The 25,954-nt window shown below is 39.7% G+C and carries 14 protein-coding genes; 3 read left to right on the plus strand and 11 right to left on the minus strand.

The window, feature by feature from the left end:
• Nucleotides 1-45: 45 nt before the first annotated feature.
• The 11 genes from AQ505_RS16495 to AQ505_RS16545 form a co-directional block, all read right to left on the minus strand.
• Nucleotides 46-2,079, minus strand: a complete 2,034-nt coding sequence (locus AQ505_RS16495; protein ID WP_197286200.1) for a hypothetical protein — start codon at nucleotides 2,077-2,079, stop codon at nucleotides 46-48.
• Nucleotides 2,080-2,131: 52 nt separating this feature from the next.
• Nucleotides 2,132-3,151: a glycoside hydrolase family 18 protein gene (locus tag AQ505_RS16500; RefSeq protein ID WP_062549187.1), complete on the minus strand. Its 1,020-nt coding sequence runs from the start codon at nucleotides 3,149-3,151 to the stop codon at nucleotides 2,132-2,134.
• Nucleotides 3,152-3,212: 61 nt separating this feature from the next.
• Nucleotides 3,213-5,096, minus strand: a complete 1,884-nt coding sequence (locus AQ505_RS16505; RefSeq protein ID WP_082461858.1) for a glycoside hydrolase family 9 protein — start codon at nucleotides 5,094-5,096, stop codon at nucleotides 3,213-3,215.
• 57 nt (nucleotides 5,097-5,153) lie between these two features.
• Nucleotides 5,154-6,128 (minus strand): hypothetical protein, encoded by a 975-nt coding sequence (locus tag AQ505_RS16510; RefSeq protein ID WP_062549188.1) that lies wholly within the window; start codon nucleotides 6,126-6,128, stop codon nucleotides 5,154-5,156.
• Nucleotides 6,129-6,165: 37 nt separating this feature from the next.
• Nucleotides 6,166-7,860, minus strand: coding sequence for a RagB/SusD family nutrient uptake outer membrane protein (locus AQ505_RS16515; RefSeq protein WP_062549189.1), 1,695 nt, complete (start codon nucleotides 7,858-7,860; stop codon nucleotides 6,166-6,168).
• A gap of 18 nt (nucleotides 7,861-7,878) precedes the next feature.
• Nucleotides 7,879-10,719 carry a SusC/RagA family TonB-linked outer membrane protein gene (locus AQ505_RS16520; RefSeq protein WP_062549190.1) on the minus strand — a complete coding sequence of 947 codons (2,841 nt, stop codon included), beginning with the start codon at nucleotides 10,717-10,719 and terminating at the stop codon, nucleotides 7,879-7,881.
• Nucleotides 10,720-10,745: 26 nt separating this feature from the next.
• Nucleotides 10,746-12,518, minus strand: coding sequence for a RagB/SusD family nutrient uptake outer membrane protein (locus tag AQ505_RS16525; RefSeq protein ID WP_231634906.1), 1,773 nt, complete (start codon nucleotides 12,516-12,518; stop codon nucleotides 10,746-10,748).
• 67 nt (nucleotides 12,519-12,585) lie between these two features.
• On the minus strand, nucleotides 12,586-16,080 hold the full coding sequence (locus AQ505_RS16530) for a TonB-dependent receptor (RefSeq protein ID WP_231634907.1): 3,495 nt from the start codon (nucleotides 16,078-16,080) through the stop codon (nucleotides 12,586-12,588).
• A gap of 195 nt (nucleotides 16,081-16,275) precedes the next feature.
• Nucleotides 16,276-17,508, minus strand: a complete 1,233-nt coding sequence (locus tag AQ505_RS16535) for a FecR family protein (protein WP_197286201.1) — start codon at nucleotides 17,506-17,508, stop codon at nucleotides 16,276-16,278.
• Between the two features lie 104 nt (nucleotides 17,509-17,612).
• On the minus strand, nucleotides 17,613-18,215 hold the full coding sequence (locus AQ505_RS16540; protein WP_062549194.1) for an RNA polymerase sigma factor: 603 nt from the start codon (nucleotides 18,213-18,215) through the stop codon (nucleotides 17,613-17,615).
• A gap of 508 nt (nucleotides 18,216-18,723) precedes the next feature.
• Nucleotides 18,724-20,181: a glycoside hydrolase family 30 protein gene (locus AQ505_RS16545; RefSeq protein WP_062549195.1), complete on the minus strand. Its 1,458-nt coding sequence runs from the start codon at nucleotides 20,179-20,181 to the stop codon at nucleotides 18,724-18,726.
• A gap of 397 nt (nucleotides 20,182-20,578) precedes the next feature.
• Between AQ505_RS16545 and AQ505_RS16550 the strand changes: the two genes are divergently transcribed.
• The 3 genes from AQ505_RS16550 to AQ505_RS16560 all read left to right on the plus strand — a co-directional run bounded on the left by AQ505_RS16550 (nucleotide 20,579) and on the right by AQ505_RS16560 (nucleotide 25,313).
• Nucleotides 20,579-21,349 (plus strand): ThuA domain-containing protein, encoded by a 771-nt coding sequence (locus AQ505_RS16550; protein ID WP_231634908.1) that lies wholly within the window; start codon nucleotides 20,579-20,581, stop codon nucleotides 21,347-21,349.
• 324 nt (nucleotides 21,350-21,673) lie between these two features.
• On the plus strand, nucleotides 21,674-23,380 hold the full coding sequence (locus tag AQ505_RS16555) for an FAD/NAD(P)-binding protein (RefSeq protein ID WP_062549197.1): 1,707 nt from the start codon (nucleotides 21,674-21,676) through the stop codon (nucleotides 23,378-23,380).
• 730 nt (nucleotides 23,381-24,110) lie between these two features.
• Nucleotides 24,111-25,313, plus strand: coding sequence for a dicarboxylate/amino acid:cation symporter (locus AQ505_RS16560; RefSeq protein WP_197286202.1), 1,203 nt, complete (start codon nucleotides 24,111-24,113; stop codon nucleotides 25,311-25,313).
• Nucleotides 25,314-25,954 lie beyond the last annotated feature (641 nt).

A 25,954-nucleotide genomic window follows, 5' to 3' on the forward strand; every position in this document is an offset into this window, starting at 1 on the left:
TGCTTTATATTAAAAATTCTTAAAAGGCAATTTGCAAACCTCCTATTACTTTTCTTTTTTTGGAACAGCAGGCTCAGTTCCTACAAATTTGACCACAAATGCACGGTGGTCTCTAAAGGTGTTATAGGTGCTTTTTTGAACCTCGTTCACTACAAAATTAAAACCTTTATTTGGCGGACTGGATAAGCTATTATTGCAAATGTGCTGAAGGTAAATCCCTTGTTTGTTTGGGACTTCAACAGAACTTTCGATCTTGATTTCATTATTTAGAACATCATAAATACCGAATGCGTAAGCTTGGTGATGGTTCACCTCCTCTGCAACTTTATATGCTGCATAACCAGCACGTGTATGCTTTTCGCTCATATAGGCTTCCTGATTTGGCGCATCGTACGGGCTTTCGCTTTGGAAGAAATAAGTGCTACCATATTCCCCTTTCCAATAGGTTTGATATTCCTGGAAATGTTCATTAAAAAGCGCATACATCGTCACATGATCTCCATTCACAACCAAACCATTTTTTGTCGTATTAATGCCCCAGCCTACACTACCTTTTACGCCATGATCCGCCCTCCAGATCCAAAAATGATCTCCGATCACATCATTACTGTTAACAATTACCGTTTGATCCACATGTACTTTTTCAGGGCGGAAGCCCCCAACTCTGAAAAACAAATCGGCCAAAACGGTAGGGTTCTTTTCATGTCTTGTTCTGTTGTGCTCCAATCCTACCTGTATTAAGCTGTGGGAGCTATAATGTGCATCAAACATGATGGATGCGACTGAAACACCATCTATGTCAGCAATCACAATGGCAGAAGTAGCATTATCTTTACCTGGTATTAAGGTAGCCAAACCAATGCCCAGGATAATGGTACTGGGCTTACTTACATAAAGCGGTTCTGAGAGTTCGTACATACCAGGAGTAATCAGCAAGTGCTTCCCTGCGTTTAGCTGTTTGTTCATCTCCTTTGCAGTAGTTCCTGGTTTAACAGTGAAGAAATCCTCCAAGACATCGATGACATCTCCATCACCCATATCAGTCCTTGAGTAGGAAATGCCTTTATGATCTCTTTTTAATGCCGGACGGAATACCTTATATCGCTGATCTTCGTCTACAAATAAAAAGGGTTTTTCTCGAATAATGGGTGTATTTGGGATAACGGTTACATTTCCTCCCTTATCCCAATTGTTCTGATAAGTACTTAAGTCTACACTTGGTCCAAAATCAACCCCTTGAAAACAATAGTTGTATTTGACTTCTTCAAACTCCCCGCGTCCTTTATTTAAAATTGAATTGCGGGTATACCATTGCTGCTGATTTTTTGATCCGGCAGCACTTTCAAAATGGCAGTCGGCGGTATATCCACCACTCACCCAGCCGTCTCCCCATTGATGGCGCAGCACGCGGGTAGAATAAATTCTGCGTAATGGAGCTGCCTGAGAAACCGCCCATTTAAAGGTCTCCTCTTCCTCATAGGTTTCCGGGCCAATGACTGACAGATTTTCTGCAGATCGCCAAAAAGTACAAGTGCCATTTCCTGCTGACAAATGCGGCGGCGTATGGAGGTTAGAGATTTCTACCTCGTAAGGTGTCCTTCCTAACCCAGCTATCTGTACATAGAATGGTATTTTGAGCAAACCTGCCGCTTTATAATCGCCAGGCTTAAAAAACATCGCGTAGCGATTTGGACTAAACTCCTGACCAAACATTTCATCATGAATGCCATTCACCTCAAGACCAACAGCTGCTAAATTATCTGATGGACTATAGATATAAGTATTTGCACCAAACAATTCAATAGCTAAACCCAATAGCGCAATCAGTCCCTTATCGTCAAATACCTGGTAATAATAATCATATGGATTTCCTTTAACCGTTTTATCGATGAAAGAAGTCTGCGCGGTGCTCCCTATATTTTTATAGGTTCCCAACCGGCCTTTTGCTCGTTTGATGGTATAAATTCTTTTTGTTTTTTTATCAAGGACTTTATCACTAAAATCCAATACCACTTGCCCATTCTTAACAACAGCTTCTTTTGTCTGAGCCTGCCCTTCTGAAGAGAAAACAAGTAGCATTATTAATAATATTAAACTGTATCTCATGATGTCAATTGCTTTAATGCTACATTTATTTGTTTACACCTGTATGCACTGTTTTTCTAAGTACACCATCATCGGTATCGCCACTATAATCCCAATACATCGCCCCAAGCATCCCGCGATCCAGCAAATATTTACATTTGATGGCAATTGATTTCGGGTCCTCATAGGTACAAACAAAATCACCAACTGCATTGGTCAGAAACGGAGCCTGCGCTGCTTCATCCCATTCCTGCTTAAAACCAACTAACTTTAGCACTTCTTTGTAATCGATAAAATTTGGAATGCCATCTTTACCATGGCCATAAAACGGAATACCCAATACCAGCTTATTGATCGGCATACCCGCAGCTACATGTGCCGTTACCGCTTCATCTACACTAATACCACTGGTATATTTGGAGCGATATAAACCGGCATGGTGGCCAGGGGGATTTCCCATATCGTAAGTCATGATGTTCACAAAGTCAACCACAGGTGCTATCGACTTAAAATCAATATACTTGGCGTTTGCTGCGGTGGCCAATGTCAATAGTTTTTTAGCACCAATCTTTTCACGGATCACCTTCATCAATAGGGTATAATTTTCTGTGTCTTCGGCTGCAGCCGATATTTTAGCCATATTGCTCGTTGGATACTCCCAATCAATATCAATACCATCCAGTTTAAATTCCCTGATCACACGTAAACAATCCTCTGCAAACTTTGTTCGATTCGCTTTCAAAGCAGCCATTTCACTAAAACGTCCACTTCCCCATCCTCCGACAGAGAGTAAGACCTTCAGTGAAGGATGCTTTTTCTTCAGTGCAACTAAACTTCGTAATCGGTTTTCATTGTCAATTCTGATCCCGTTAAAATCTTCATTGACATGTCCAAAAGCATAATTCACATGGGTCACATACTGAGGATCGGGCAACACAGTTGTCCATGAAGTCAAGTAAGCCACTATGATTTTCTTTGAATTGGAATGATGTTCTTTAGTGGCTTGTGCAAAGCAAGCAGTGCAGAACACCAACATGCCTATCATAGATTTCGTAATTTTTTTCATTTCATGATTTATTTTGAAGTTTGATAATTTAGGAAGCAGTATTAATTCCTGTGATTCCTATTTACTGGATTGACATCGCGGTTAAGGCCTGTAAAAACCAGCCAGTATGTGGAATCCATTGTTCGGACCAGCGCCATTCATTGCCATTATCTTCCATCTTGAAATCGATTCCTGAACCATCCGGACGGCCATCCTTTCCGGTGATTCCATTAGAAATCCCTCCTCTTCCAGAACCATGTCCATACATAGAATTCATGTGAGGGACATTATTCTGACCATACCCATACATCATGCAGATGTTATAAGGATTTGTTCCAAGCACCCAGGACACCAGATTTGAAGCATAAGCTGCCAATTCAGGTTTAACACCCAATGCTCCTTTTGAGGGATAAACCAGGCGGCCACCTACCAATGCTGCTGAAGCCAAGGAACCTAATCTGGCATCCTCGCCCTGCCACCACCAGCCACTCTCATTTTCATGGGGAATAAAAAAACCGGATTTCAGGGTCCCTTTATGGAGGAAATTTTGTCTGGCATATCCAAAAGGGTTAACGACTTCATTCGTTACCTTCAGGTTATAGTCTAATGCTATTTTTATAGTCTTCAAGGCTGTACCACGGGCAGATTTTTCGGTTTCCACATCAAGGTATCTGGCCAGAGCAATCACGGGAAGTCCTGCATCTGCAGCATGCCAGAAAGGCCTGCCCTCTTCATTTGCCATAAAATAGCCTTTCGGAGAAAGGCGTTTGTTTAAGTTTAGTGCCCTTTTACGTGCCTCTTGTTTGTATGCCTCTTTTCCAGTGGCTATCCAGAGTTCTGAAGAAGCCATGAGTGCACAATAATCGTCAATGATATTATCTTTACCATCATCCGCATAGGTAGTACTAAATTGCTGTAAGTGTGCAAATGCCCTTTCTGCAGCCGAAAGGTACTGTGCTGAGCTAAATTCTCCATTAATTTTCCATTTCGAAATTCTTGCTAAAGCGGCAACGGCCATCCCCCCGCCTTCACGATAAGCACATTGATAGTCGCTGGTCGTTTTGCTATCTGCAAGTAAACCCACCACACGGCGTGCATTTGGATCTTTATCAAAATAACTGAATACCGTCATATAAAAATAGCCTTCCGGTGATAGGGACCGCATGATGTAATCTGCCCCATATAAAGCTTCTTTAGTTAAAGATGTTTTGGCATTTACCTGTCTCAACAAGTCAGGAATCCTTTCTACAGTATTGATCATTGACCAATCTACCATTGGAATCTGCTGTGGAAGCATATAATTGGTATAGGCCAAGTGTGAAAAATATTTGCTGATATCACCTGAAGCATCACACCATCCTCCACGAAGGTCTACCGTTTTATTGCTACCAAAAAGTTTGATGTGCTGGTCAGCCTCCAATTCCTGGGGAGAGTTAGCCCGCTGGTGATAAAAGAAATCTACAATCGCAGGAATTCCTATTTTCCCTAAAGCATTGTTTTCAATTTTAAAGGCAAAAGAATCAAAATACTGCCCATTTAGCAATACCCGGACTTTATACTGTCCGGGCTTTTGATATGCTGAAAAATCTGCTCGGCTATACCAGCTATCCAGATTCCAATCGGTCACCTGTTCCGCTGATCCTAATTTACCAGTAAAAACAGGTTTCAGGCTAAGGGCATCTAATAATTTAAATTCATGATTCAAAGGCATAGGTGTTTTACTACTTACCACTGCCACCTTTGGCCCCAGTAGGTTATAGGCAACCTGATTCACCAGGACGTTTACAGTTGTAACCAAGGAAGACTCGGGGAATCTTTGTTCCTGGCGACTGAACGATTCACCCCTGAAGTTACTCGTTTCGAAGGAATTGAAGCGTTCTGGAGATGCAGAACGAACAGGCTGTGCAAAAATATTAAGACTAAACACGGCAAACAGAAGGAGGGTAATTCCTCCTCTGTTTTTCATTAAATCTGGGGTTAAAAATATCATGTACTTAATAATTTTATAAGTTTGATTGGTTCATTACAAATTCTGAATGACTGTAAAGTCATCCATATCACACCAGGGTTCCCAGACACTAAAATTACCTGTTGCTCCTATTGCTTTAAATCCAAATTCAGCCTTTTTTTCTGCGACCTGAAAATCCAGCGAAATTGGGGTCCATGTGGTCGTTGCGGATAATAGCTTAGATTTTCCATTGGCATAAATAAACATATTTGTCCCGGCAGATTTATACCATGCGCTAACGGTATAATTGCCATTTGGCAAATTATTAATGGTTTGCAATACATGCCCGCTGGTCACTTTGCCAGTCCAGAAATTTAGGTCTTTTCCAGTTCTACCATTTGCATTCTTTAACTCAGCTTCTCCGGCAGAAGTTACCCATCCTTCATATCCATTTTCAAAGCCTGCATTGATCACTTTCAGGGGAATCGTTAGATAGTCTCTCTTCAGCACATCCACATCCAGATAAACTACTACGGTGTTCTGTTCCTCGTTTAGTTTATATTTTGAGGGATTGGTCATCTGAACACCTAAAGCAATTGTCTTTCCTGCGTATTTATCTAAACGATCCAATTTCAGTACCGGAACTGCGGCTCCTTTCATGATCATATCTTTAGAAGATACAGAAACTTTAGGATCCAAAGTATAATCGGCTCCATCTAATGGCACCGTATTTACAGGCAATGCTCCTGAACTAATCAAACTAGTAATCTGCCTGTTATCTACTGCTATATCCACAGTAAATGTCTCCTGCTCCAGAAATCCACCCCGATAAATCGGAATCGTTAAGCCTACAGTTCTCGCAATCGGGTCTATTGAAAGCGAACCCTTAGAAAGTATTGGAAACAAGCCATTTGGATTTTGTGCGGCGGGAAAATAGACGGCTACCACCTCATTGGATTTTACTCCTATGATCGTTTGCTTTTTACAGGAAAGCACTGCCGACATCGCGAGCAGGACAAATCCATAGCTTATGTTTTTATGAATTTTCATCAGAATTATCAGTTTTAATGGTGTTCAAATTATTTCGTTACCACATAGGATTTTGCATCCATTTTGTCTTAAACATTTCGTTTTGTGGGATAGGATACCAGTTCATTTTCTGCTGAAACACCCTTTGTTCCAGAATTTTCACGGAATAGGTAAAAGCAGTAGCAGTCTTGGTGATATCAATTCTTCTCAATGGAACATTGAAATAAGTTGTTCCTTTTTTCCAACGGCGAACATCCCATTGGCGATGTGTTTCAAAACCAAGCTCAGCATTGCGTTCTTTTTCAATCCGTTCCTGCGTCAGTTCTTCAGCTCTGAGCACTGGCATTCCTGATCGGCTACGAACTTGATTAATAGCAGCAAGTGCAGTTAAACCATAATTTTCCGGATCGGCAGTTGCGCCATAAGCATGAAACATGGCTTCCCCATAATTTAGTAAGGTTTCTCCATATCGGAAATAACACCAGGCATGGTTAGAAGAAGTATTGTTCAGCAGGTCAATATTTTGATTGATCCATTTAGACAGGTAATAACCTGTTTTACTGGCATTTTGCCTAGGCAAACCACTGCTTCCTCCAAAGAACGTTTCCACAGGAATGGATTTAAATAAGGAGCCATTTACTACTACAGTAGCAGCTAAACGCGGATCTCGATTCGCATAAGGGTTTGCTGCATGAACCGGATTGTCCCAGCTGAAAGCCTCAGCACCAATGACCTGCCCAAGGGCATCTTTTTTAAGCACGTCAAAATTATCGACAAAGTTCTGACTTGGGCTAAGGCTATTCCCATTACTTCGATCAAAGGCGATTGGAAAATTGTCAAATTCCAAACTGTTGAGGTTTCCATAACGACGTTCAAAGATGTATTCGGGAGATGTAGTATTACTCGATCCAAAAAGACTGGAATAGTTCCCTGCCAGACTATACTTGCGAAGTTTAATCACTTCATTTGCAGCAGCTGCTGCTGCTGACCAGGTACCGGTTGCACCAGCATCCTGATATAAAGGACTTGCAGCATAGAGCAAGGCCCGGGATTTTAAAGCGGCAATTGCTCCATAGGTCACACGTCCTTTTTCATACCATCCAAAGGGAGTCAAATCCTTAGGGATAATCGTTTCTGCCTGATCGCAAAGCTCAACGATATACTTCATGCACTGATCCAGAGAACCTCTCGGTACATTTTTCCAGGAATCTTCCTCTTCAAAAGCAAATACCACAGGCAGAATTGGCACACCGCCATAGCGTTTTACCAATTCAAAATAGAAAAATGCCTTTAAAAACAAGATTTCTCCTTCCATGAATTTGAGGTTATTTTGTGCATTGATATAGGCTGTAAAATCGGTACCTATAGCACCATTCTTCAGGTATTCCAGATCAATCTTACCTTTATTCTGAAGGTATAAATTAGCCTGTCGGATTCCTCTGAAATTATTTGCCCAGACATTATCAGGATTGCTGAATGCATTCCAACCACCATAATTGAACATTTGTAGGCTTGAACTCTCATTCGTCATTTCTGCATTATCCGTTGCAGATTCCAGGTTAAGTTTATTGAATCCATCAGGTAAAAACCCATAAGTATTCCAAACCGCACCTTGTACTTTATCATAAGTACCATAAAGTCTTGCTACAGAAATATCAGCTTCTATATTTTTCACATCCAGAAAGTCATCCTTACAGGAATAAAGTGTGCTTGCCAGCATACTCAACAGGATTATATAATGTGTTATTTTCATCGTTACAATTTTTTTTGTTTAAAATTTAACTTTTAGTCCCAGGCTGAAGGAACGCATCAAAGGATAGCCCATAGAGAGGTTCTCTGCTTCCAAATGATCGATCTTATCCCAAGTGAATATATTGGTGCCATTCAGGAAAAGTCTAACCATCTCCATGTTTCTAATGATGCTACGCTTTGGAAAAGTATAGCCCAATTCCAGACTACGTAGTTTTAGGAAACTACCATCACGCATCCAGAAATCTGAACTTTGTGTATTGTTCAAACTATTCAGACTGGAAAGACGAGGACTTGTTGCCCCATTGGCGTTCTGTGGCGTCCAGCTATTTTCTGAAAATATAGTAATGTTATTGTTGTTAACGAAAGGCGTAGTATACGCCTGTGGTAAGATCACGGTACGATTGGTGACGGCCTGAAAAAATGCATCCAGATCAAAGCCTTTGTACCTAAAGCCAAAATTGAAACCCAATGTCAGTTCTGGAATATTACTGAAATTGATTGGCTTCTTATCATAATCATTGATGATGCCATTCCCATCCTGGTCTATATATTTCAGGTCTCCAGGTTTCACATTTGAATAACCCGATTGAACGACCGTAGTTAATAACTTTCCATCAGCATCAAAGTCTGAAGTTTCATAATAACCATTTGAAACTAGTCCGCGATACTGACTGATGGCATAACCTTTGCGATATAAGTAATCTTGTGGCTGCGTCGTTTCTGATATGCTGATGATTTTATTTCGGGCGAAGGACAACATTCCTTTTACATAATATTCAAATGTTGGTGTCTGATTATTATAGGCTAAAACCGCTTCAAAGCCGCTGTTTTTCACCTCACCACTGTTCATATAGGGAAGGGAGAATCCAGTATAATCCGGAACATCGGCCTGATCAATCTGGATAATTCCGGTACGTTTCTCACTAAATAAATCCAGGTTCAAGCTGAACTTTTTGAACATTTGTAAGTCCACACCGATGTTGAAAATTTTCTTTACTTCCCAACTTGCCTTAGGATTGGCGAAGGGTCCTTCTGCAAAACCTTCGTACCACTTATTCTCATCCCCAAATAGGAATCCACTCGAACTATTTACCCATTGTTGGTATAGGAAGCGGTAGTTTTCGTTAGTATTACCCGTTTTTCCATAAGAAACACGCAATTTCAAAAAATCTATGTCCTTGCTTTCTTTCAGAAAGTTTTCTTGAGAGGCGATCCAGCCCAAACCAAGTGCAGGGAATAAACCATAACGCTGACCCTCCGCAAAGTCGGCAGATCCTGTATAACCTGCGGATAAGTCTACAATATATTTTGCGTCATAATCATAGGTCATATTTCCGGATATCCCTTGGTTACGTAAAGGGTAAACCATACCGTTATGAGAGTAATTTTGCTTTTTAGCCAGCAGTTTACCAGTGAATGTATGTTTACCGAAAGTACGGTTATAGTCGAACCAGGCCTGCAGTATAGTACGATACCAGTGACTGGTCTCCCCATCGCTGATACTCTCTCCGATCACCCCTCTCTGCGAATAGGTAATCTTCCCACTTGCATCAAGTATAGGGTTATCGTTTGCATCCTTTCTGATTTCGTAAGAAGGTACCGTAAATGTTTTGGCATAATAACCTACATACTGATTACTGTAAGATACCGCACCGTTAAATCTTAGTCCTGGAGTGATGGCATCTAGCTTTTCTGCAAAACTAAAATTGGTTTGAATATTTCGGGTATGCGAACTCCAGATTCCATTCTGCTTGAGCAGTTGTACCGGGTTAAAATCATAGGCTGAGCCATTTCCCCAGGAGTTATTTGGGTTCTTTACCGGGAAGGCTGCAGCTGGAATCCTCATCATGTTATTGAAAAGACTAGTAGCCGTGAAACCTGCAGGGGTGTATTTATCTTCCGTAATTCCAGATATCGAAGCCTGCACAGATAAATTTTTACTCATCTGAAGGTCTAGATTTGCCCGAATATTCTCTCTTCTATATTGAGCATTTGTTCCAAAATCTTTATCAAGTTCCTTCGCATTTTTATACAGACCGGAAAAATCAGTGTGGTCCATAAACACAAAATACTTCGCTTTACTATTGCCACCTTTAAAAGAAAGGTTGTAATTCTGGATGACTGAATTTTGTTTCAGCACCTCATCATACCAGTTTACATTAGGATGCAGAGGGTCATTGCCTGCTTTATACAATTCCGGATTTGGATATCTTACTGCGAGCCCATCATTGGTTAATGCCTGATTATAATAGCGTGTATAATCATAAGCATTCATCACCTTTGGAAGCTGAATTGCACGTTGTATCCCATAGCGGCCATTCACAATAATTTTATTTGGTCCTTCTTGTCCTCTTTTTGTTTTGAACATAATGACACCTGAGCCGCCTTCCATTCCATACATCGCCAATGCGACCGCATCTTTCAACAAAGTAACAGATTCAATTTCATAGGCTGAAAGAGAGGTAATTGCACCCATGTCTACCTGAAACCCATCCAGATAAATGAGTACACTCCCTCCTCCCAGGTTCCAGCTGCTTTGTCCGCGGACATAAAAAGTAGGATTATCATAGCCCGGCTCTCCTGATCCTGTAATGATGGTTAGACCTGGAATTCTCCCTTGAAGTGTATTCAGTAAATTCCCGGAAGTCATTCTGGTCAACTCTTCTCCCGAAATCGTAAACACCGAAGCGGTATTGCGCCAAGCCTTTTCTGTTCTTAATCCCAATTCAACAATGCCTTTGTTTAAGCCATCAGCAATAGAAGACGTTGTATCTGTAACGGTCTTTTTCTGTGCCTTTGCAAAAAACACCAGACAAGAAAATAGTATCCCCAGAAACAAGGTTATATATGGTTTTTTCATTTTTCGTTATAGTTTATGTTTAAAGCCTACCATCCTGGATTCTGTCCAGCCCAGCCTGTACCCACTCCTCCAAGGTAATTTTTACTGACCTCCGTGTTGGAGAAAGGCAAATAATAATACCTTTTAGGGAATACCCTTGGTATAAAAACACCTTGTTCCCAGGAACGAAGTAACGTTCCGTTGTTGCCTTTTTTTGCTGTAGTGACAATGCCATGAAGGGTTTGATTGAGTACTTCATTCGCTTTCAGCCATCGTAAAAGATCGTTATACCGGTGGTTCTCATAAGCAAGCTCAATTGTTCTTTCATTCTGAATGAATGCCCTAAACAACTCTGGGTTGCTTTCATGATTGTTAGGCATACCTGCTCTTGAACGTAGTACATTTACCGCTTCAAATGCTTTAGAATTTGGACCTTCGTATTCACTGATGGCCTCCGCATAGTTTAACTGAAATTCCGCCAAACGAAATACCGGCCAGGTAAAATGATTTATGGACATATTATCTACACGGGGAACAAATTTGTAGGTTTCCAGCGCATATCCATTCGGGATATTATCTGTTCCAGAAATTCTTCCTTCCAGAAAACCGTCGCCAGCCTTATAGTAATCTAAAAAACCAGATCTAGCGCTGTACCACATTCCATCATATGCAATAGTCTGATAAAATCTGGGATCCAGATTAAGCGCTTTGATGTCTTCAGGTAGGTTATCTCCTTTTGCAGGCAGCTTCCATTTTGTGCCATCCCGTTTTTCATACAGCTGCATAAATTCAATCGGCACATTCTGTTTGATTCCCCAGGACAGGTTCAAGAGCTTGGAGAACATCCATTGCGTCCACCAATCCATCTCTAGCAGACTGCGTGGATTCACTAAAATCAATTCCTTATTTCCAGCTACATTCCAGACCGATTCATAATCACCAAGTGTAGCATAGGTTTCTCCGGTAGTTAATGGTTTTCCGGTATTAAGTAGCTCTACTCCTGCTGCTGGTGCATTGTTAATCACCTCCAATGCTGCATCTGCAGCTCTCTTCCAACGCTCTTTGCTATAGGATGGGTAGGCAAGAACCGAATCACGTGCATCTCCGAAACGGGCGCCAATAACTTCAGTCCTCATGTATTCCGGGGTATTGTACAGCGGACTCGCCGCATATAACAATACGCGAGATTTTAAGGCTAAAGCAGCTAAACGTGTTGCTTTTCCATAATCCACTGCCGAACGCGACAATGGCAATACTGCTGCAGCTTCATCACACCATTGTACAATCGTATTGACTACTCTTTCTACAGAATTTCGTGGTAGCAGCAGGTTTTCTTCTCCCAGGGCGTGATCCAGAATTGGAATTCCACCGTAATAGCGAAACAGTTCAAAATGTTGTAATGCGCGGCAGAATATAGCCTGAGCTTTAACATCTTTTTTCCAGTTGTCATCGGCATCCACCACCATATCTATGTTTTTCAATACAAGGTTAGCTTGTCTGATTCCTTTGTAATGGGAACCAAAACCACCCCAATCGGCATTTCCTGAAGGAGACATGTTACCTGTAATATAGGTGGACGTATTAATTGCTGTTCCTGCCCAGGTATCATTTATTCCGTGAATAATGTACAGTTGATCTGTGATAGATTCGGGGCGGGAACCACTACTATTGCTGGGTGCATACGCTGTAATACATCTGTTGTACATTTGCGCTACAGCGTATTGTGCCTGATTTTTAGTGTGAAAAACTGTATCTACAGTTGCCACTCCCCCCTTTGGTTTTTCAAGAAAATCTTTGGTACAGCCAGGTGTAAGCATCATAAAGCAAATGCTTACAAAAAGGACTGACACTATTATTAGTCTTTTCATATATCTCTGTCTTGATTCATTAAAAATTAAAGCTTATCCCGAAATTATAAGTACGGGTAATTGGATATCCTACATACCCCAGATTCTCAGGATCTCCCCATATCAGGCTTGGTGCCCAGGTGTATAGGTTATTACCATTTGCATAAATTCTGGCGGATCTGATCCCCACCTTTTTAAGGAATTTTGGCTGCAGACTATAACCGATCTCCATATTTTTCAATCTTAGATACGAAGCATCTTTCAATAAAAATGTATTGTAAGAGGAAGCATGGGAATAGGCAGCTATTGGAAAGTCGATCTGATCGCCATTATTATACCGCTCTAATGTAAAGCGGTTTAGGTCAACTTCAGACATAGATTCTTTATTGTTAAAGTGCCGGTTATTGTTTACGTACTTCGCTACACCTGAAACACCTTGAAAAAGGATAGAGAAGTCAAACCCTTTATAATTAAAGCCCATAGCTACCCCATAACTAAACTCCGGAATTGCTGTTTTTCCTGAACGCATATAGTCTTTGTCGTCGATTACTCCATCTTCATTGACATCAATCAAACGAACCTCTCCAGGTTGAAGCACCACTCCAGCATAGCCCAGGTCTTTTTGATATACTGGATTTCCCGCAGCATTAGTATATTCCTGACCACTTTTGTTCTTTGCTCTTATAGGTTTTCCAAGTACTGGATTTCCATTTCGGTCGATCTCATAAAGTGTGGCCCAGGAAGTGTAAAGTCCATCGGCTTGCAAATAGGAAGGCTGACCAACTGGTCTTCCTGTGGCCGATTGATATTCAAGGCCCTCCATAATCGCCTCATCCATAAATACAATCTTATTCTTATTGGTAGAGGCATTCGCCTTTACCCAGTAATTAACGTTGCGGAGATTGGATCTAAAATTGGCTTCAAGCTCATGTCCCCAGTTTTTAACTTCCCCTAAATTATATGGAGGTAAAGATGCCTGGACAATGTCTGGCACGGTCTGTTTATAAGAAAGAATGTCTTTACGATGTTCATTATAATAATCGTAGGTAATAGATAACTTATCCTTAAAAAATCTGGTTTCTAAACCAATGTTCATTTTTGTAGAGGTTTCCCAGGTGACATGCTGATTTCCAATACGGCCTTCTTCGGCGCCAGGTACCCAATTGCGGTCGTTGAGTGTTCCGAAAGTATAACCTCCGGTATAATTCCAGGTATCAGGAAGGTATAGATAGCGGGCACCCCCGATATTATCATTACCTACCTTACCCAATGACCCCCGAAACTTCAAATAAGTCAGGTAGTCATTTTTAGGAAAAAAGCTTTCATTAGAAGCTACCCATCCCAAAGAATAAGCTGGTAAGAGTCCGAAGCGCATTCCTTCTGGAAAGTTCTCCGATCCGTTGTAACCTACATTGACCTCTCCCAAGTACCTGCTTTTATAGGCATAAGTGGCACGTCCAACAGCCCCAAGGTAACCGTGTGGCAACTTATTAGCCAAGTTAGGATCAAACTTCTTCTCTATGTTATAAAGTGCTAGCGCAGAAACCGCATGATCTCCGAAAGTGCGACTATAATTCAGGGAGAACTCTCCGTAAATCTTCCTCCATTTTCCATTGTACCAGTCAGAATAACGTTGCGGCGCCTGATCTTCCGCCGCCATCACCAATTTGGGATTCGAAATATCACCATTTTCTCCTGGCTTGATGATGTAATATCCAGGAGTATATCTACCACCGGTCATCGTAGAGAAGTAGCTATCGTAAGCCACCCTTGCATTTGCACTTAAGCCCTCGGTGATAAAGCCAAGTTTATGATTTAAACGAATGAGGGAATTCAGTGTACTTGAATTTGTTACCCGAAAATCTCTGGTGGAAATCTGATAGAGGGGATTATCGCCTATTTTAGGATTTGTATAAGGCATTACAAATTTCCCATCAATCATTCCAGGTGTAGTAAGAGGTGTGGTCCACATGACCCTTTGATTCCAGATCCAGTCTTCATCAACCAATCCAGTCTGCGTTTGAAACTGTGTACCAATATCTACTGAAACTCTGAAATCTTTATTCACATCAAAGTCCAGATTGGCACGAAGATTAGAACGTCTATTGTTGTACTGGCTCTCCTCTGAGAAAGGCATGTAATCTGTTTTAAATAGACCACCCTGGTTAAGATGCCCTAAGGAGACAAAATATTTAACCCGCTCTGTACCGCCTCCAACATTCACATTGAACTGGCTTTGCATCGCCGATTTCTTAAAAAGCTGTTCCCTCCAATCTACATCCGGATGAAAATAGGGATCATAGTACGGATTTTTCTCTCCGTTGGCAAGCTTCGGGATTTTGGAGTTTTTATAATACAATAGCTCCTCTTCCGAATAATAGTTTGGTGCTTCTTTAATCCAATTGGCATCACGTTTCTTCATAAAATCGTCCCAGGTACTGATATCGGCATCTTTGGCATGATTAATCCAATACTGCTGGAAGCTTTTTTCATTCATCAAACTAGCGTACTCAAAGGAATTGACAAACTTGGGAAAGCGGTTCATTTGTACAACTGCCGTCTGTGCAGAAGCGTGGATCATGGGCTCCCCTTCTTTACCACGTTTAGTAACAATCAAGATTACACCATTGGCACCGCGTACACCATAAACGGCAGTGGCAGAGGCATCTTTCAACACGCTAATGGACTCAACTTCATTAGGATCAATATTGTCCCAACTATCACGAGCCACACCGTCGACCATTACCAAGGGGCTATTATTTCCTGTATAGGTTCCAATACCCCGGATAAATAAAGCGGATCCGTCTGCACCAGGCTTACCATTTCCCTGAATGGTAGTTAACCCGGATAAACGCCCTGCTAATGCATTACTCAGGTTTGCTACAGGAGACTGCACCAGGTCTTTTCCAGAAACAGTGGAGATTGCACCTGTAACGGACTGTTTCTTTTGTTGTCCGTAACCAACAATGACTACTTCATCGGCATTATAAGCCTGATCTTCCATCACCACATTCAGTTCAGTACGGCTATTGATGACCACTTCCTTTTTGGTCTTTCCAACAAATGAAAAAATTAGGATCCCATCAGCGGGAACATTGATAAGGGAAAAGTTTCCGTTGACATCGGTAAAACGGCTTATCGTCATTCCTTTCACAGAAATGGAGACTCCAGACAGGGGCTCTCCTTTCTCGTCAGTTACCTTTCCTTTGATGTTAATCAGTCGAGAGGGTGAAAGCGGAGCTCTGCTTTTAATGACAATGGTTTCATTTTCGTTGAATATGAACTCAAACTTTCTTTGGTCAAAGCATCTTTTCAGCACTTCTTCCATAGACTCATTTTTCACATTCAATGTCACAGGTTTCAGCTGTTCTAATAGAGCCGCATCCACAATAAAATTAAAACCCGTTTGTCGGGTCAATTTATAAAGCACACTTTTTATAGGAGTATCCCTGGTGGAGATGCTCACTTTTTGCGCAAAAGTAGCTGCAGAACTCTGTAGAATGGCAACTGTTAACAAAATAACAGTAAGTTTCATAGCGAGGATATATTTGTTCGGGCAGAGGTTATGCCTCCGGCATAACCATACCGAATATTTTTTATACATTTGAACTGGATTAATAATTAGCTGTGTTAGGTTAAATTGTTATCCTTTGCAATTATCTGATAGTTGCTCGATTCAGGGGTGCTTCAACACTCCTGAATTTTTTAAAAGAAAGGCTTATAGAAAATTTTAGTAATTAGCTTTTACCATAATCCTCCTTTCTTTTCCATTACTGTCGAATTCTACCTTGAAGACCACCTTTCCTGTTAATTCAATATTTTTCAATAGATTCTTTAAGTTTTTATTGCGCGAATAGCTCCCTACAAAACGGATATTATCCATATTTCCAGCATACACGACCTCAACATCATACCAACGAGCTACCCTTTTCATAATTTCTTTGATGGGTTCATCGTTGAACAGAAACAGCCCTTCTTTCCAATCCATTACTTCTGTTACATCAACTTCACGTACTCTTATTCCGGAACGGTTCAAGTTCCATTCTGATTGCTGTCCAGGCTTCAAAACTATATTCTCCCCCGCTCCTTCTTTCCCTATGCTCCTACTCAACTTTACACTACCATTCAGCAGTGTGGTTTTTACTGCTTCATTATCATCATAAGAGGAAATATTAAATTCTGTTCCCAATACTTTTACCTCCTGGCCCCTGGATCTGACAATAAATGGGTGTTCTTTTGATTTAGAGACTTCAAAATATCCCTCACCTTCCAACTCCACAATTCTGGATTTTGGGCTAAACTGTACTGGATACCTCAATTTACTGTTGGCATTGAGGAGCACTTTTGTACCATCAGAAAGTATGATTTCATATTTGCCACCAATTGGCGTTCTGAACTCTGCATACCCAGTCACCTGAGCAAGTTGATTCTGAATGCCAAGCCCTTTTTTGTGCTGACCGTTAATAACTGTACTGCCATCTGCATAAATCAATTGGTCCCCTTTAACCCGAAGCCCTTCCTGATCACTACTTAAATTGATCACCTCTCCACCAGGCAAAGTAAGCAGGGCTTTGTTCCCACCTGGTGCTGCGTCTGGAAAGCTGAGCACTGCGGATTTAGCAGAATGATTGATTTCCGGATTAGACTCGAAGTAAAAAAACAAGGCGGTGCTTAAAGTGATTAATAAAACTGCCGCAGCAGCCATGGTTTTCCAAATCGGTAGATTGATTTTATTTTTCTGCGGCTGGCTGACGATGTTTTCAAAAAGTGCTTTAGCCCTTTCTTTACTCAGGTCTGCTTGTTCTTTCTGTTTCATGTCATCCCAGATCCTATCCAAAGAATCGTTCAAATCAGCTTCGTTATCAGGATTCATTAATCCTAATTTCAGCTCATCCAGCTCTGCAGACGTACAACTTCCATCCAGATATAGATGGAATAAATGTTCAATTCGGTCTTTATTCATTTGGTTAGTCAAAGATTTATGTGTTTGTTCTGGGGTGTTCCACATGCCTCCTTATTTTAAAGACCCATAGAAAAGAGAGATGGAGTAATGGAAATGAAAATAAATTATCCAGGCATTAGCAATTGTAAAAGAATCGCCCACATCATCACATCTGTATGCCGGAGGAGGTAGGCCCTTAGAAAACGAAGCGCATGCTGCATATGTGTTTTAACAGTTAGGCGGGAGATGGACATACGTTCAGCAACTTCTTCATATTTCATCCCTTCCTCACGGCAAAATTGGAACACCGCTTTTTGCTGTGGCGGCAAATTACGGACACCTTGTTCCAGAAGCTTGCGGGTATCGTTGCATAAAATACCCTGTTCGGTAGCATTGCAGCTTTCTTCCCATTCTATCGCTTTTTCATCAGACACTTTTCTTTCTAACTTTTGCCGGCGTAAGCGTTTCAAGATTGTATTTCTTGCGGCAACTTGAAGGTAGGCCTCCAGGTTTTCAATATCCTCCAGATGGTGATGTTTCCAAATATTAATGAACACCTCATGAACAATATCTTCAGCGCCATCTTCTGCTTTCAGAATAGTTAAAGCATAGGCATATATCCTTTTACGGTAACGATGATAAATCACAGCAAAAGCCCGCTCATCTCCCAATGAAATTCGGCTTAGCAGCACTTGCTCTTCCAATACGTATGGCTCTGATTGAAACATTAGTTAAGGCTTATAACAATTTGTTTCCTATCCAATTTAAAGCAGAAATATTTCATTTAGTCAAGCTTATCGCCCAAAAAAATCAACTCTTTTATCGAAAAACATAGAGATTTCATGTGAATAAAAGCACATAGCTTCGCTACTACTGCCAATGGCAATTTCATTACTTTAATAAGAAATTTTGATGTATTCGGTCGTTTATTTGGTTTGGTTTAGTTTAATTCAATGTTTCTTTAAGGGAAAACGTCAAATTTCAGGCTGACATTCATGATGTCATTACTCAAATCTAATTAATCAATCGAAATTTACAAATATTCCATAAATTAATTTGATCAATAATTATAAAAATAATACTATGAGACTTTAACAGTCCCATTATTCTATGGAATGGGACTGTTAAAATATAATTTGACAGGAAATGATCTGATCAAAACGTTTCAGGCATTTAATTTCCAAGTTTTATAATACTGGAAAAAAAATCTTTGTTATCTGCTGTCTTACCTAAAGCTTATTGGATAATGATGGTTGAAATGGAATGTGGAAGACTAACTGTTTCCGCAGCTGTGCCTGCCATCCATAAATAATATGGAATTTTATCGTTTGATTTATTCATGACTACAACGGCAAGCTTAACATCTGTATTCATAAATGCCGTAGTCATTAATTTATCGCGGTTCGAGGAACTCGCGACGCGCCTTGCTCCTGGACGAACAAATTTCGAAAAATGCCCGAGGTAATAATAAGAGTTTGTATAAATAAGTTTACCTGTCTTTGTATCCGCATGGATTGGTGCAAAACAGAAATTCCCTACATGATTTGGCCCACCCTTATCGTCTAAAAGCATATTCCAATCTGTCCATGCGGTAACACCACTATTGAAATCATTGATTAGGGAATATCCATATCTTTCTCCAAGGTCCCATCTTGATGTGCTATCTGCATTAAATTTTTCGACACAACCTTCAGTCAGCATGAGCTGTTTATCAGGGAAAGCTTCATGAACTAACTTTACATTGTTAAAAAGCATGTCGCTGCCTGTCCAGGTTTCGTACCAGTGGTATCCGATTCCCCATATATATTTTGAAGCTTCAGGATCTTTCAAAAGCACACTGGCGCGCTGATAAATCTGGTCACGATTATGGTCCCAGGCAATTAATTTCTTATCTGACAAACCACTTTTTTGCAAAGTTGGGCCTAAATATTGTTTAATAAAATCTCGTTCTTCTTCTGCTGAAAAAATGCAGGATTCCCACTTTTGTGTAGCCATAGGCTCATTCTGGGTAGTTAGGCCCCAAATAGGAATCCCCAATTGTTCGTAGGTTTTTATAAATTTCACGAAATAATTTGCCCAGGCTTGCCTGAATTCAGGCAATAGCTTACCTCCCTGCAACATGCTTTTGTTGGTTTTCATAAAAGCAGGTGGACTCCAAGGGCTTACAAAAAAAGGTAGTTTACCTCCTGCCGCTGCAATTGCCTTTTTGATTAGCGGTATACGGTATTTTTGGTCATGATCTACATTAAAAGTTTTTAAGGCCGCATCATTTTCTTCAATATAAGTATAGCTACCACTGGAGAAATCACTGCTATGAATTGTAGTTCGTGCCAATGTATACCCAATACCATTTGTTGGGTCATAATAGGCTTTCAAGAATTCCTGCTGCTGGCCTTTAGGTAAAATTGCATACGTTTCAGCCGTGGCATCAGTAATAGTTCCACCAATTCCAATCACCGATTGGAATTTTCTATCCGGATCAACGAAAATACAAACTTGGGTTTCTAATGGTTGTTTAAGGTCTTTAAACACCAATGAGCCCGAATTTGTCAGCCTCAAATCTGTATGGTTTGCTGTGGTATAAACCCTGCTTACCTTGTTTTGAGCAATTAACACCGGTTCCACTGCTATTATAAATAGAGGTAGGAGCAACAGGTGTTTTAAAAATGGATTTGTAATTTTAATTCTCGACATAATTTATAAAAGACTTATTCATTGCAGTAAAGCTATCTGATTTATTTGACAACAAAAAGCAAAAAAAATCACAATAAACTGACAAACAAATAGTTGTAACAAAAGGCAATACGTTTTAAATACAACTATATCCTCTCAATAACTTTAATTCTAAGGTTTTCTCAAGCTTTTAAATGATCTGAGTGATACGCTTAAAATGCATTAAATTTTATACTAAAAAAGCATATTTATATTAAAAAGAAGTCCTAACTACCTCTGTCATTATCTCATCTGCAGATTTGAACTATTTTTTATACTTAAAGCTTTTATATTTATTAAAAACTATATCAAAATCATGAATTTCATAATAAAAAGCCATCTTATTTTATTCTTCATCTTATCATTAAGCTGCAGCTTAATGGCACAAAAACCATCAAAAAAAGGTTTTAAGGTGATCGCCTTTTATACAGCAAAAAATGATCAGGCGCATATCAGTTATGTACATGAAGCTAATCAATGGCTACCCAAAGCTGCAAAGAAGTATCATTTTAGTTATGACTCAACTGCTAACTGGAATAATATGAATCCAGAATTTCTTGCCAAATACCAGGTGGTAATATTCCTCGATACCCGACCGGAAACTCCAGCACAGCGGCTGGCATTCGAAAATTACATGAAACATGGGGGTTCCTGGATAGGTTTTCACTTCTCTGCTTTTGCTCTGGCAAATTCTAGTTATCCAGATAACTGGGATTGGTATCATAATGATTTCCTAGCATCGGGTGCTTATGGCAGTAATACCTGGAGGCCAACATCTGCCATTTTAAAGGTTGAAAACGATAAACATCCGGTTACTTTCCAACTGCCAAAAATCTTTAAATCGTCTCCCAATGAATGGTACCGCTGGCAGAATGACCTTCGCAAAAATCCAGATATTGATATCTTACTGGCGATAGACAGCAGCAGCTTTCCACTCGGCACAGGGCCTAAATCACATGAAATCTGGCATAATGGGTATTATCCCGTGGTTTGGAGTAATAAAAAGTATAAAATGGTCTATGTAAATATGGGGCACAATGACATAGATTATGATCACAAAACTAATAAGGATCTTTCTCAGACTTTTGAAAACGAAATTCAGAATAAAATGATCATTAATGCCCTTCTATGGCTTGGGGAGCGGAGGTAAAATTAGGTAGTTTACTTAAAGCTATAGCTCTTTCTATTTGCGGGCGATTATTTTTTTGAAGAAAAATTGGATACAGATTTAATATGAGTAACCACAAAGATTTGAGTATTCCAAATTTGAATTCAACAAAAACATTAAATCCTTCACTGTTAAACATAAATTTTAAAAGAATCAATGAATTGATTTTATTTCATCTATAGCATGGCGATATCATGTCAATTCCATAACTGAATAAAAGCGGTTAGAAAATACAAACTAAAAAATTGAATTTGAAACAAAGTGCTTTTATGGGGTGTTATGCTGTGTAAAAATTAATTTAACACATTGGAAAATACAAAACACATCGGAATTCTAGGTGGAGGGCCTAGTGGCCTGTTTATGTTCAAACGCTTTGTTGAATCAGGTAAAACCGATTTCGAAATTATAATATTTGAGCGTAAAAAGAAGCTGGGTGAAGGTATGCCTTACAGCCATGAGGGTGCAAATGATGAACACATCACCAATGTGTCCAGCAATGAAATACCAAATTTGGTTACGTCGCTACCAGATTGGATAAAAACAGTTTCAAAAGATACCCTGGATAAATATCATATCGATGTTGAACGCTTCAATGAATACAAAGTTTTACCGAGACTATTGTTTGGCCAGTATCTAACTGATCAGTTTGACCTATTACAAAAGCAGGCACGTGAAAAGGGCCTAAAATATCAGGTTCATTACAATAGTGAGGTGACAGACATTATAGACCTTACGGACCGTGAATTGGTGGCAGTAGAGATTAATGGTCAAGATAAATTTGAATTCGACCATATCTTTATCTGTACTGGACACCAATGGCCACATAAGCATGAAGGTAAGGTTCCTGGCTATTTTGACTCGCCATATCCTCCGGTTAAATTAGCCATGAAACTGGATCATCCTGTAGCTATTAAAGGATCGTCTTTAACCGCAGTTGATGCGATACGAACACTTGCCCGACATAATGGAACATTTGCTAGGGATGGGCAAGGAAAACTTTTTTATAGGTTATTAGACCACAGCCCTGCCTTCAAATTGGTCTTACATACACGAAATGGTTTTTTGCCTGCGGTGAGGTTCCACTTAGAGGATTCACATCTTTCTAATGATTCATTATTAGATAAGGAACAGATCTCCAATCATATCGCAAGCAATGAAGGATTTTTATCACTAGACTACATTTTCGAACATGATTTTAAACGTCCTATAAAAGAGAAGGAGCCGGAGTTTTATGATCAGATAAAAGAAATGAAACTGGAAGCATTCGTAGCTGCTATGATGGAGTTGCGAGAAAGACTTGATCCTTTTGAGTTGCTGAAAGCTGAATATGCCGAAGCAGAGCGATCTATCCGCCGTAAACGATCTATTTATTGGAAGGAAATGCTTGGGGTACTCAGTTTTGCATTGAATTATCCAGCTAAATATTTATCAGCTGAAGATATGCAACGCCTGCAAAAGACGCTAAGCCCATTAATTTCTATCGTGATTGCTTATATTCCACAAAGTTCAGGCGAAGAGCTACTGGCCTTACGTCAGGCTGGGGTACTGGATTTAATTCCTGTAGGGGACCATAGTCTGGTAGAGGCAGTAAACGATGGCGGAGCTATTTACCACTATACCGATGAAAGTGGTGAGGCCATATCCGCCCACTTCAACACCTATATAAATTGCGTCGGCCAGCCTCATTTGGCCTTTGAAGACTTTCCCTTCAAAGGCTTGTTAGAAAATCGAACCATTAGTCCTGCTAAACTTAAATTCCAATCCGTAGTAGAAGGTAAACAGGCTTTGGCAGAAGGTAAAAATGTGATAAAAGACCCAAATGGGGATTATTTCCTGAAAGTTTCCGGTATCACCATTAATGATCACTTCCAGGTAGTTGATGCTTATGGTGCTTTTAATGATCGTATTTATATCATGGCTGTACCTTATATTGGTGGTTATAATCCCGACTATTCAGGTTTAGACTTCAGTGAGGCGGCCTCAGCAGCAATTATTAAACGTTTATTGGCATGATGGTATTCCAAAAAAAGATAAAGAATTAGTTTATATCAAAAATGCTTCTTATAACGTACCAACAGAAGCTCCAGAAAAATTATATAAGTCATTAACAACTTTTTTAAGAAATATAATTAGACAAAATCTAAAGTTAATAAATTAGATGGCATGTAAAATAAGCTTTGTCAAGGCGGTGAATCATTAGAATTGCCGCCTTGCTCATTATTTATCTGGAGTGAAACGGAGAAAGGAATTTCTAAAGTCTGATGCTTCTAATTTTGTAATTCCATCTATTTTACCAGTTAAAAATTCTTCCCAATGAGCTAAACGGCACAAATCCGATTCCTAATGCTTCCAGTAAAAGATTAATTTCTTGTTTTGGCACTATTGTCCATGCATATACCTCGGCAGTCTCACAAAATATAACACTCCGTGTAACTCCGTGACGCAACAATTGTATCATTACCTTTTTGTTGGAAGTACGCCGTATGACAAGCCGATTCATAATTGACCTCAGCGCTAGCAGCTTGAAAAGCTACAAGTGTAATTATAGCAGATTTATAATTGACACTTAAAAGTTTAGCAAAAAAAATGGAGTGCTCCAGGTGTGGATATTGATTTAGAATAAGATTAACATAGTTGTATTTTCAACTAAAAGTCACTTCAAGACCTTAGGATGGCTTTTTTGACGTATATTGCAGCAATAATCTTTAATAAGACTTTCATAGTCTTTTACTATTCAGCATATATGATGAAGCGTTTATTTTCGAACTTACTGTTTAAAGTATTTCTTGCCATAGTTCTAGGTATTGTCTTCGGACTATATTTACCAGAATCTGTAAACAGGATATTTACAACCTTCAATGATTTTTTTGGACAGTTTTTAAACTTTGCAATTCCGCTAATTATAATGGGCTTAATAATGCCCGCTATATCTGATTTAGGCAAAAGTGCTGGCAAATTATTATTGCTTACTGTTGCTATTGCTTATGGTTCGACTTTATTTTCGGGCTTTAGTACTTATTTTGCCGCTTCGAGTATATTTCCACAGCTTTTGGCAACTCACGTAAATGATCTGGTTCAGATTGGGGGTTCTAGTCCTGAGCTAAAACCTTATTTTAGTATCAGTATCCCCCCCGCTTTAGATGTTATGACCTCTTTATTTCTAGCATTTATTATTGGTTTAGGTATTTCATATCAAGAAAAGTCAACCTTAAAATTAGTGGTTAAAGACTTCCAGACGATTATAACGCAACTCATAGAAAATGTAATTGTTCCACTATTACCATTGTTTATCTTGGGTATTTTCGCAAGTATGTCTTTTAGTGGAAAGGTATTCTCAATCCTTTCGGTATTTATTAGCATAATCGGAGTAATTTTTGCCTTACACATTTTACTATTACTTATTCAATTCACCATTGCAGCTGTCATCACAAAGAAGAATCCTTTTAAACTATTGCTAACGATGACACCAGCATATTTCACGGCATTAGGTACACAGTCTTCAGCAGCTACTATTCCTGTTACCTTGGAGCAGACTTTAAAAAACGGGGTTTCTGAGAGAATTGCTGGTTTTGTAATCCCATTATGTGCTACGATACACCTATCTGGAAGTATCATGAAAATTACGGCTTGTGCTATGGCATTAATGATTTTAAGGGGAATGCCTTTTGATTTTACGCTTTTCACAGGTTTTATATTTATGTTAGGAATTGCAATGGTTGCAGCCCCTGGTGTTCCTGGAGGAGCAATTATGGCAGCTGTGGGAATCTTACAATCTATGCTAGGTTTTAACGAAGAGATGATTGGGTTAATGATCGCACTATACATCGCAATGGATAGCTTTGGAACTGCTTGCAATGTAACAGGTGATGGAGCTATCGCTTTGGTTGTTGACAAAATAACGAGCGCTAGCGAAACGAGATCACCTGTAAGCTATAGCAAAGAATAATTAGGTTTCCTCCAAACCCAAAGGTTAATCTGGATGGCACTCGTTTCTTCGGTTATCCCCTTGGTAATAATCATATAGGTATAGTCCTTTTCCTCAAAGTTGATGCGCCAACAAAAAAAGCAGGCTTCTAGTCCATTATATCCATTATTAAGTGAAATTGGATATAATAATACTCAAAAAAATAACTCCAGTAATTCTCGCTTATTCAAATTCCCAGTTTATCCGGTAACTAACTTAAATGCAGGAGAGATCATTTGTCTCACCGATACAGGTGTCCCGTTATGCTCCGATATATGCATTTCTTGCTCTGACCTTGAAATTCCCAATTTCGATGCTAAGAATCGGCAGTCCCTAACTATAGATACCTCCTGAATGATTTGATCCATCTGGTCGTCCTTCAGCTGGAAAAATTGACCAACACTTATAGCCAGCTCAAAATCCAATGCTTACTTTCCGATACACCTAGTATAAGTTATTGAAAGACAGAATATTAGATGGAAATAACGACAATCCAAGAACTGAATTTATCATCCGTTGTAATTTACCCGGTAATGTTGACAACTAGTGTAAATATACTGTAATCAAATCAGTTATCTATATAAAATTCCGAAATATTTCTAATCAGTTGTCATCATCAAAAA

Source organism: Pedobacter sp. PACM 27299 (genome assembly GCF_001412655.1).
Lineage (GTDB): Bacteria > Bacteroidota > Bacteroidia > Sphingobacteriales > Sphingobacteriaceae > Pedobacter.

Coding starts and splice junctions, on each gene's coding strand:
- AQ505_RS16495 (WP_197286200.1), bottom strand. CDS start 2,079: ATGCTACTTGTTTTCTCTTCAGAAGGGCAGGCTCAGACAAAAGAAGCT.
- AQ505_RS16500 (WP_062549187.1), bottom strand. CDS start 3,151: ATGAAAAAAATTACGAAATCTATGATAGGCATGTTGGTGTTCTGCACT.
- AQ505_RS16505 (WP_082461858.1), bottom strand. CDS start 5,096: ATGAAAAACAGAGGAGGAATTACCCTCCTTCTGTTTGCCGTGTTTAGT.
- AQ505_RS16510 (WP_062549188.1), bottom strand. CDS start 6,128: ATGAAAATTCATAAAAACATAAGCTATGGATTTGTCCTGCTCGCGATG.
- AQ505_RS16515 (WP_062549189.1), bottom strand. CDS start 7,860: ATGAAAATAACACATTATATAATCCTGTTGAGTATGCTGGCAAGCACA.
- AQ505_RS16520 (WP_062549190.1), bottom strand. CDS start 10,719: ATGAAAAAACCATATATAACCTTGTTTCTGGGGATACTATTTTCTTGT.
- AQ505_RS16525 (WP_231634906.1), bottom strand. CDS start 12,518: ATGATGCTTACACCTGGCTGTACCAAAGATTTTCTTGAAAAACCAAAG.
- AQ505_RS16530 (WP_231634907.1), bottom strand. CDS start 16,080: ATGAAACTTACTGTTATTTTGTTAACAGTTGCCATTCTACAGAGTTCT.
- AQ505_RS16535 (WP_197286201.1), bottom strand. CDS start 17,508: ATGAATAAAGACCGAATTGAACATTTATTCCATCTATATCTGGATGGA.
- AQ505_RS16540 (WP_062549194.1), bottom strand. CDS start 18,215: ATGTTTCAATCAGAGCCATACGTATTGGAAGAGCAAGTGCTGCTAAGC.
- AQ505_RS16545 (WP_062549195.1), bottom strand. CDS start 20,181: ATGTCGAGAATTAAAATTACAAATCCATTTTTAAAACACCTGTTGCTC.
- AQ505_RS16550 (WP_231634908.1), top strand. CDS start 20,579: ATGGCACAAAAACCATCAAAAAAAGGTTTTAAGGTGATCGCCTTTTAT.
- AQ505_RS16560 (WP_197286202.1), top strand. CDS start 24,111: ATGATGAAGCGTTTATTTTCGAACTTACTGTTTAAAGTATTTCTTGCC.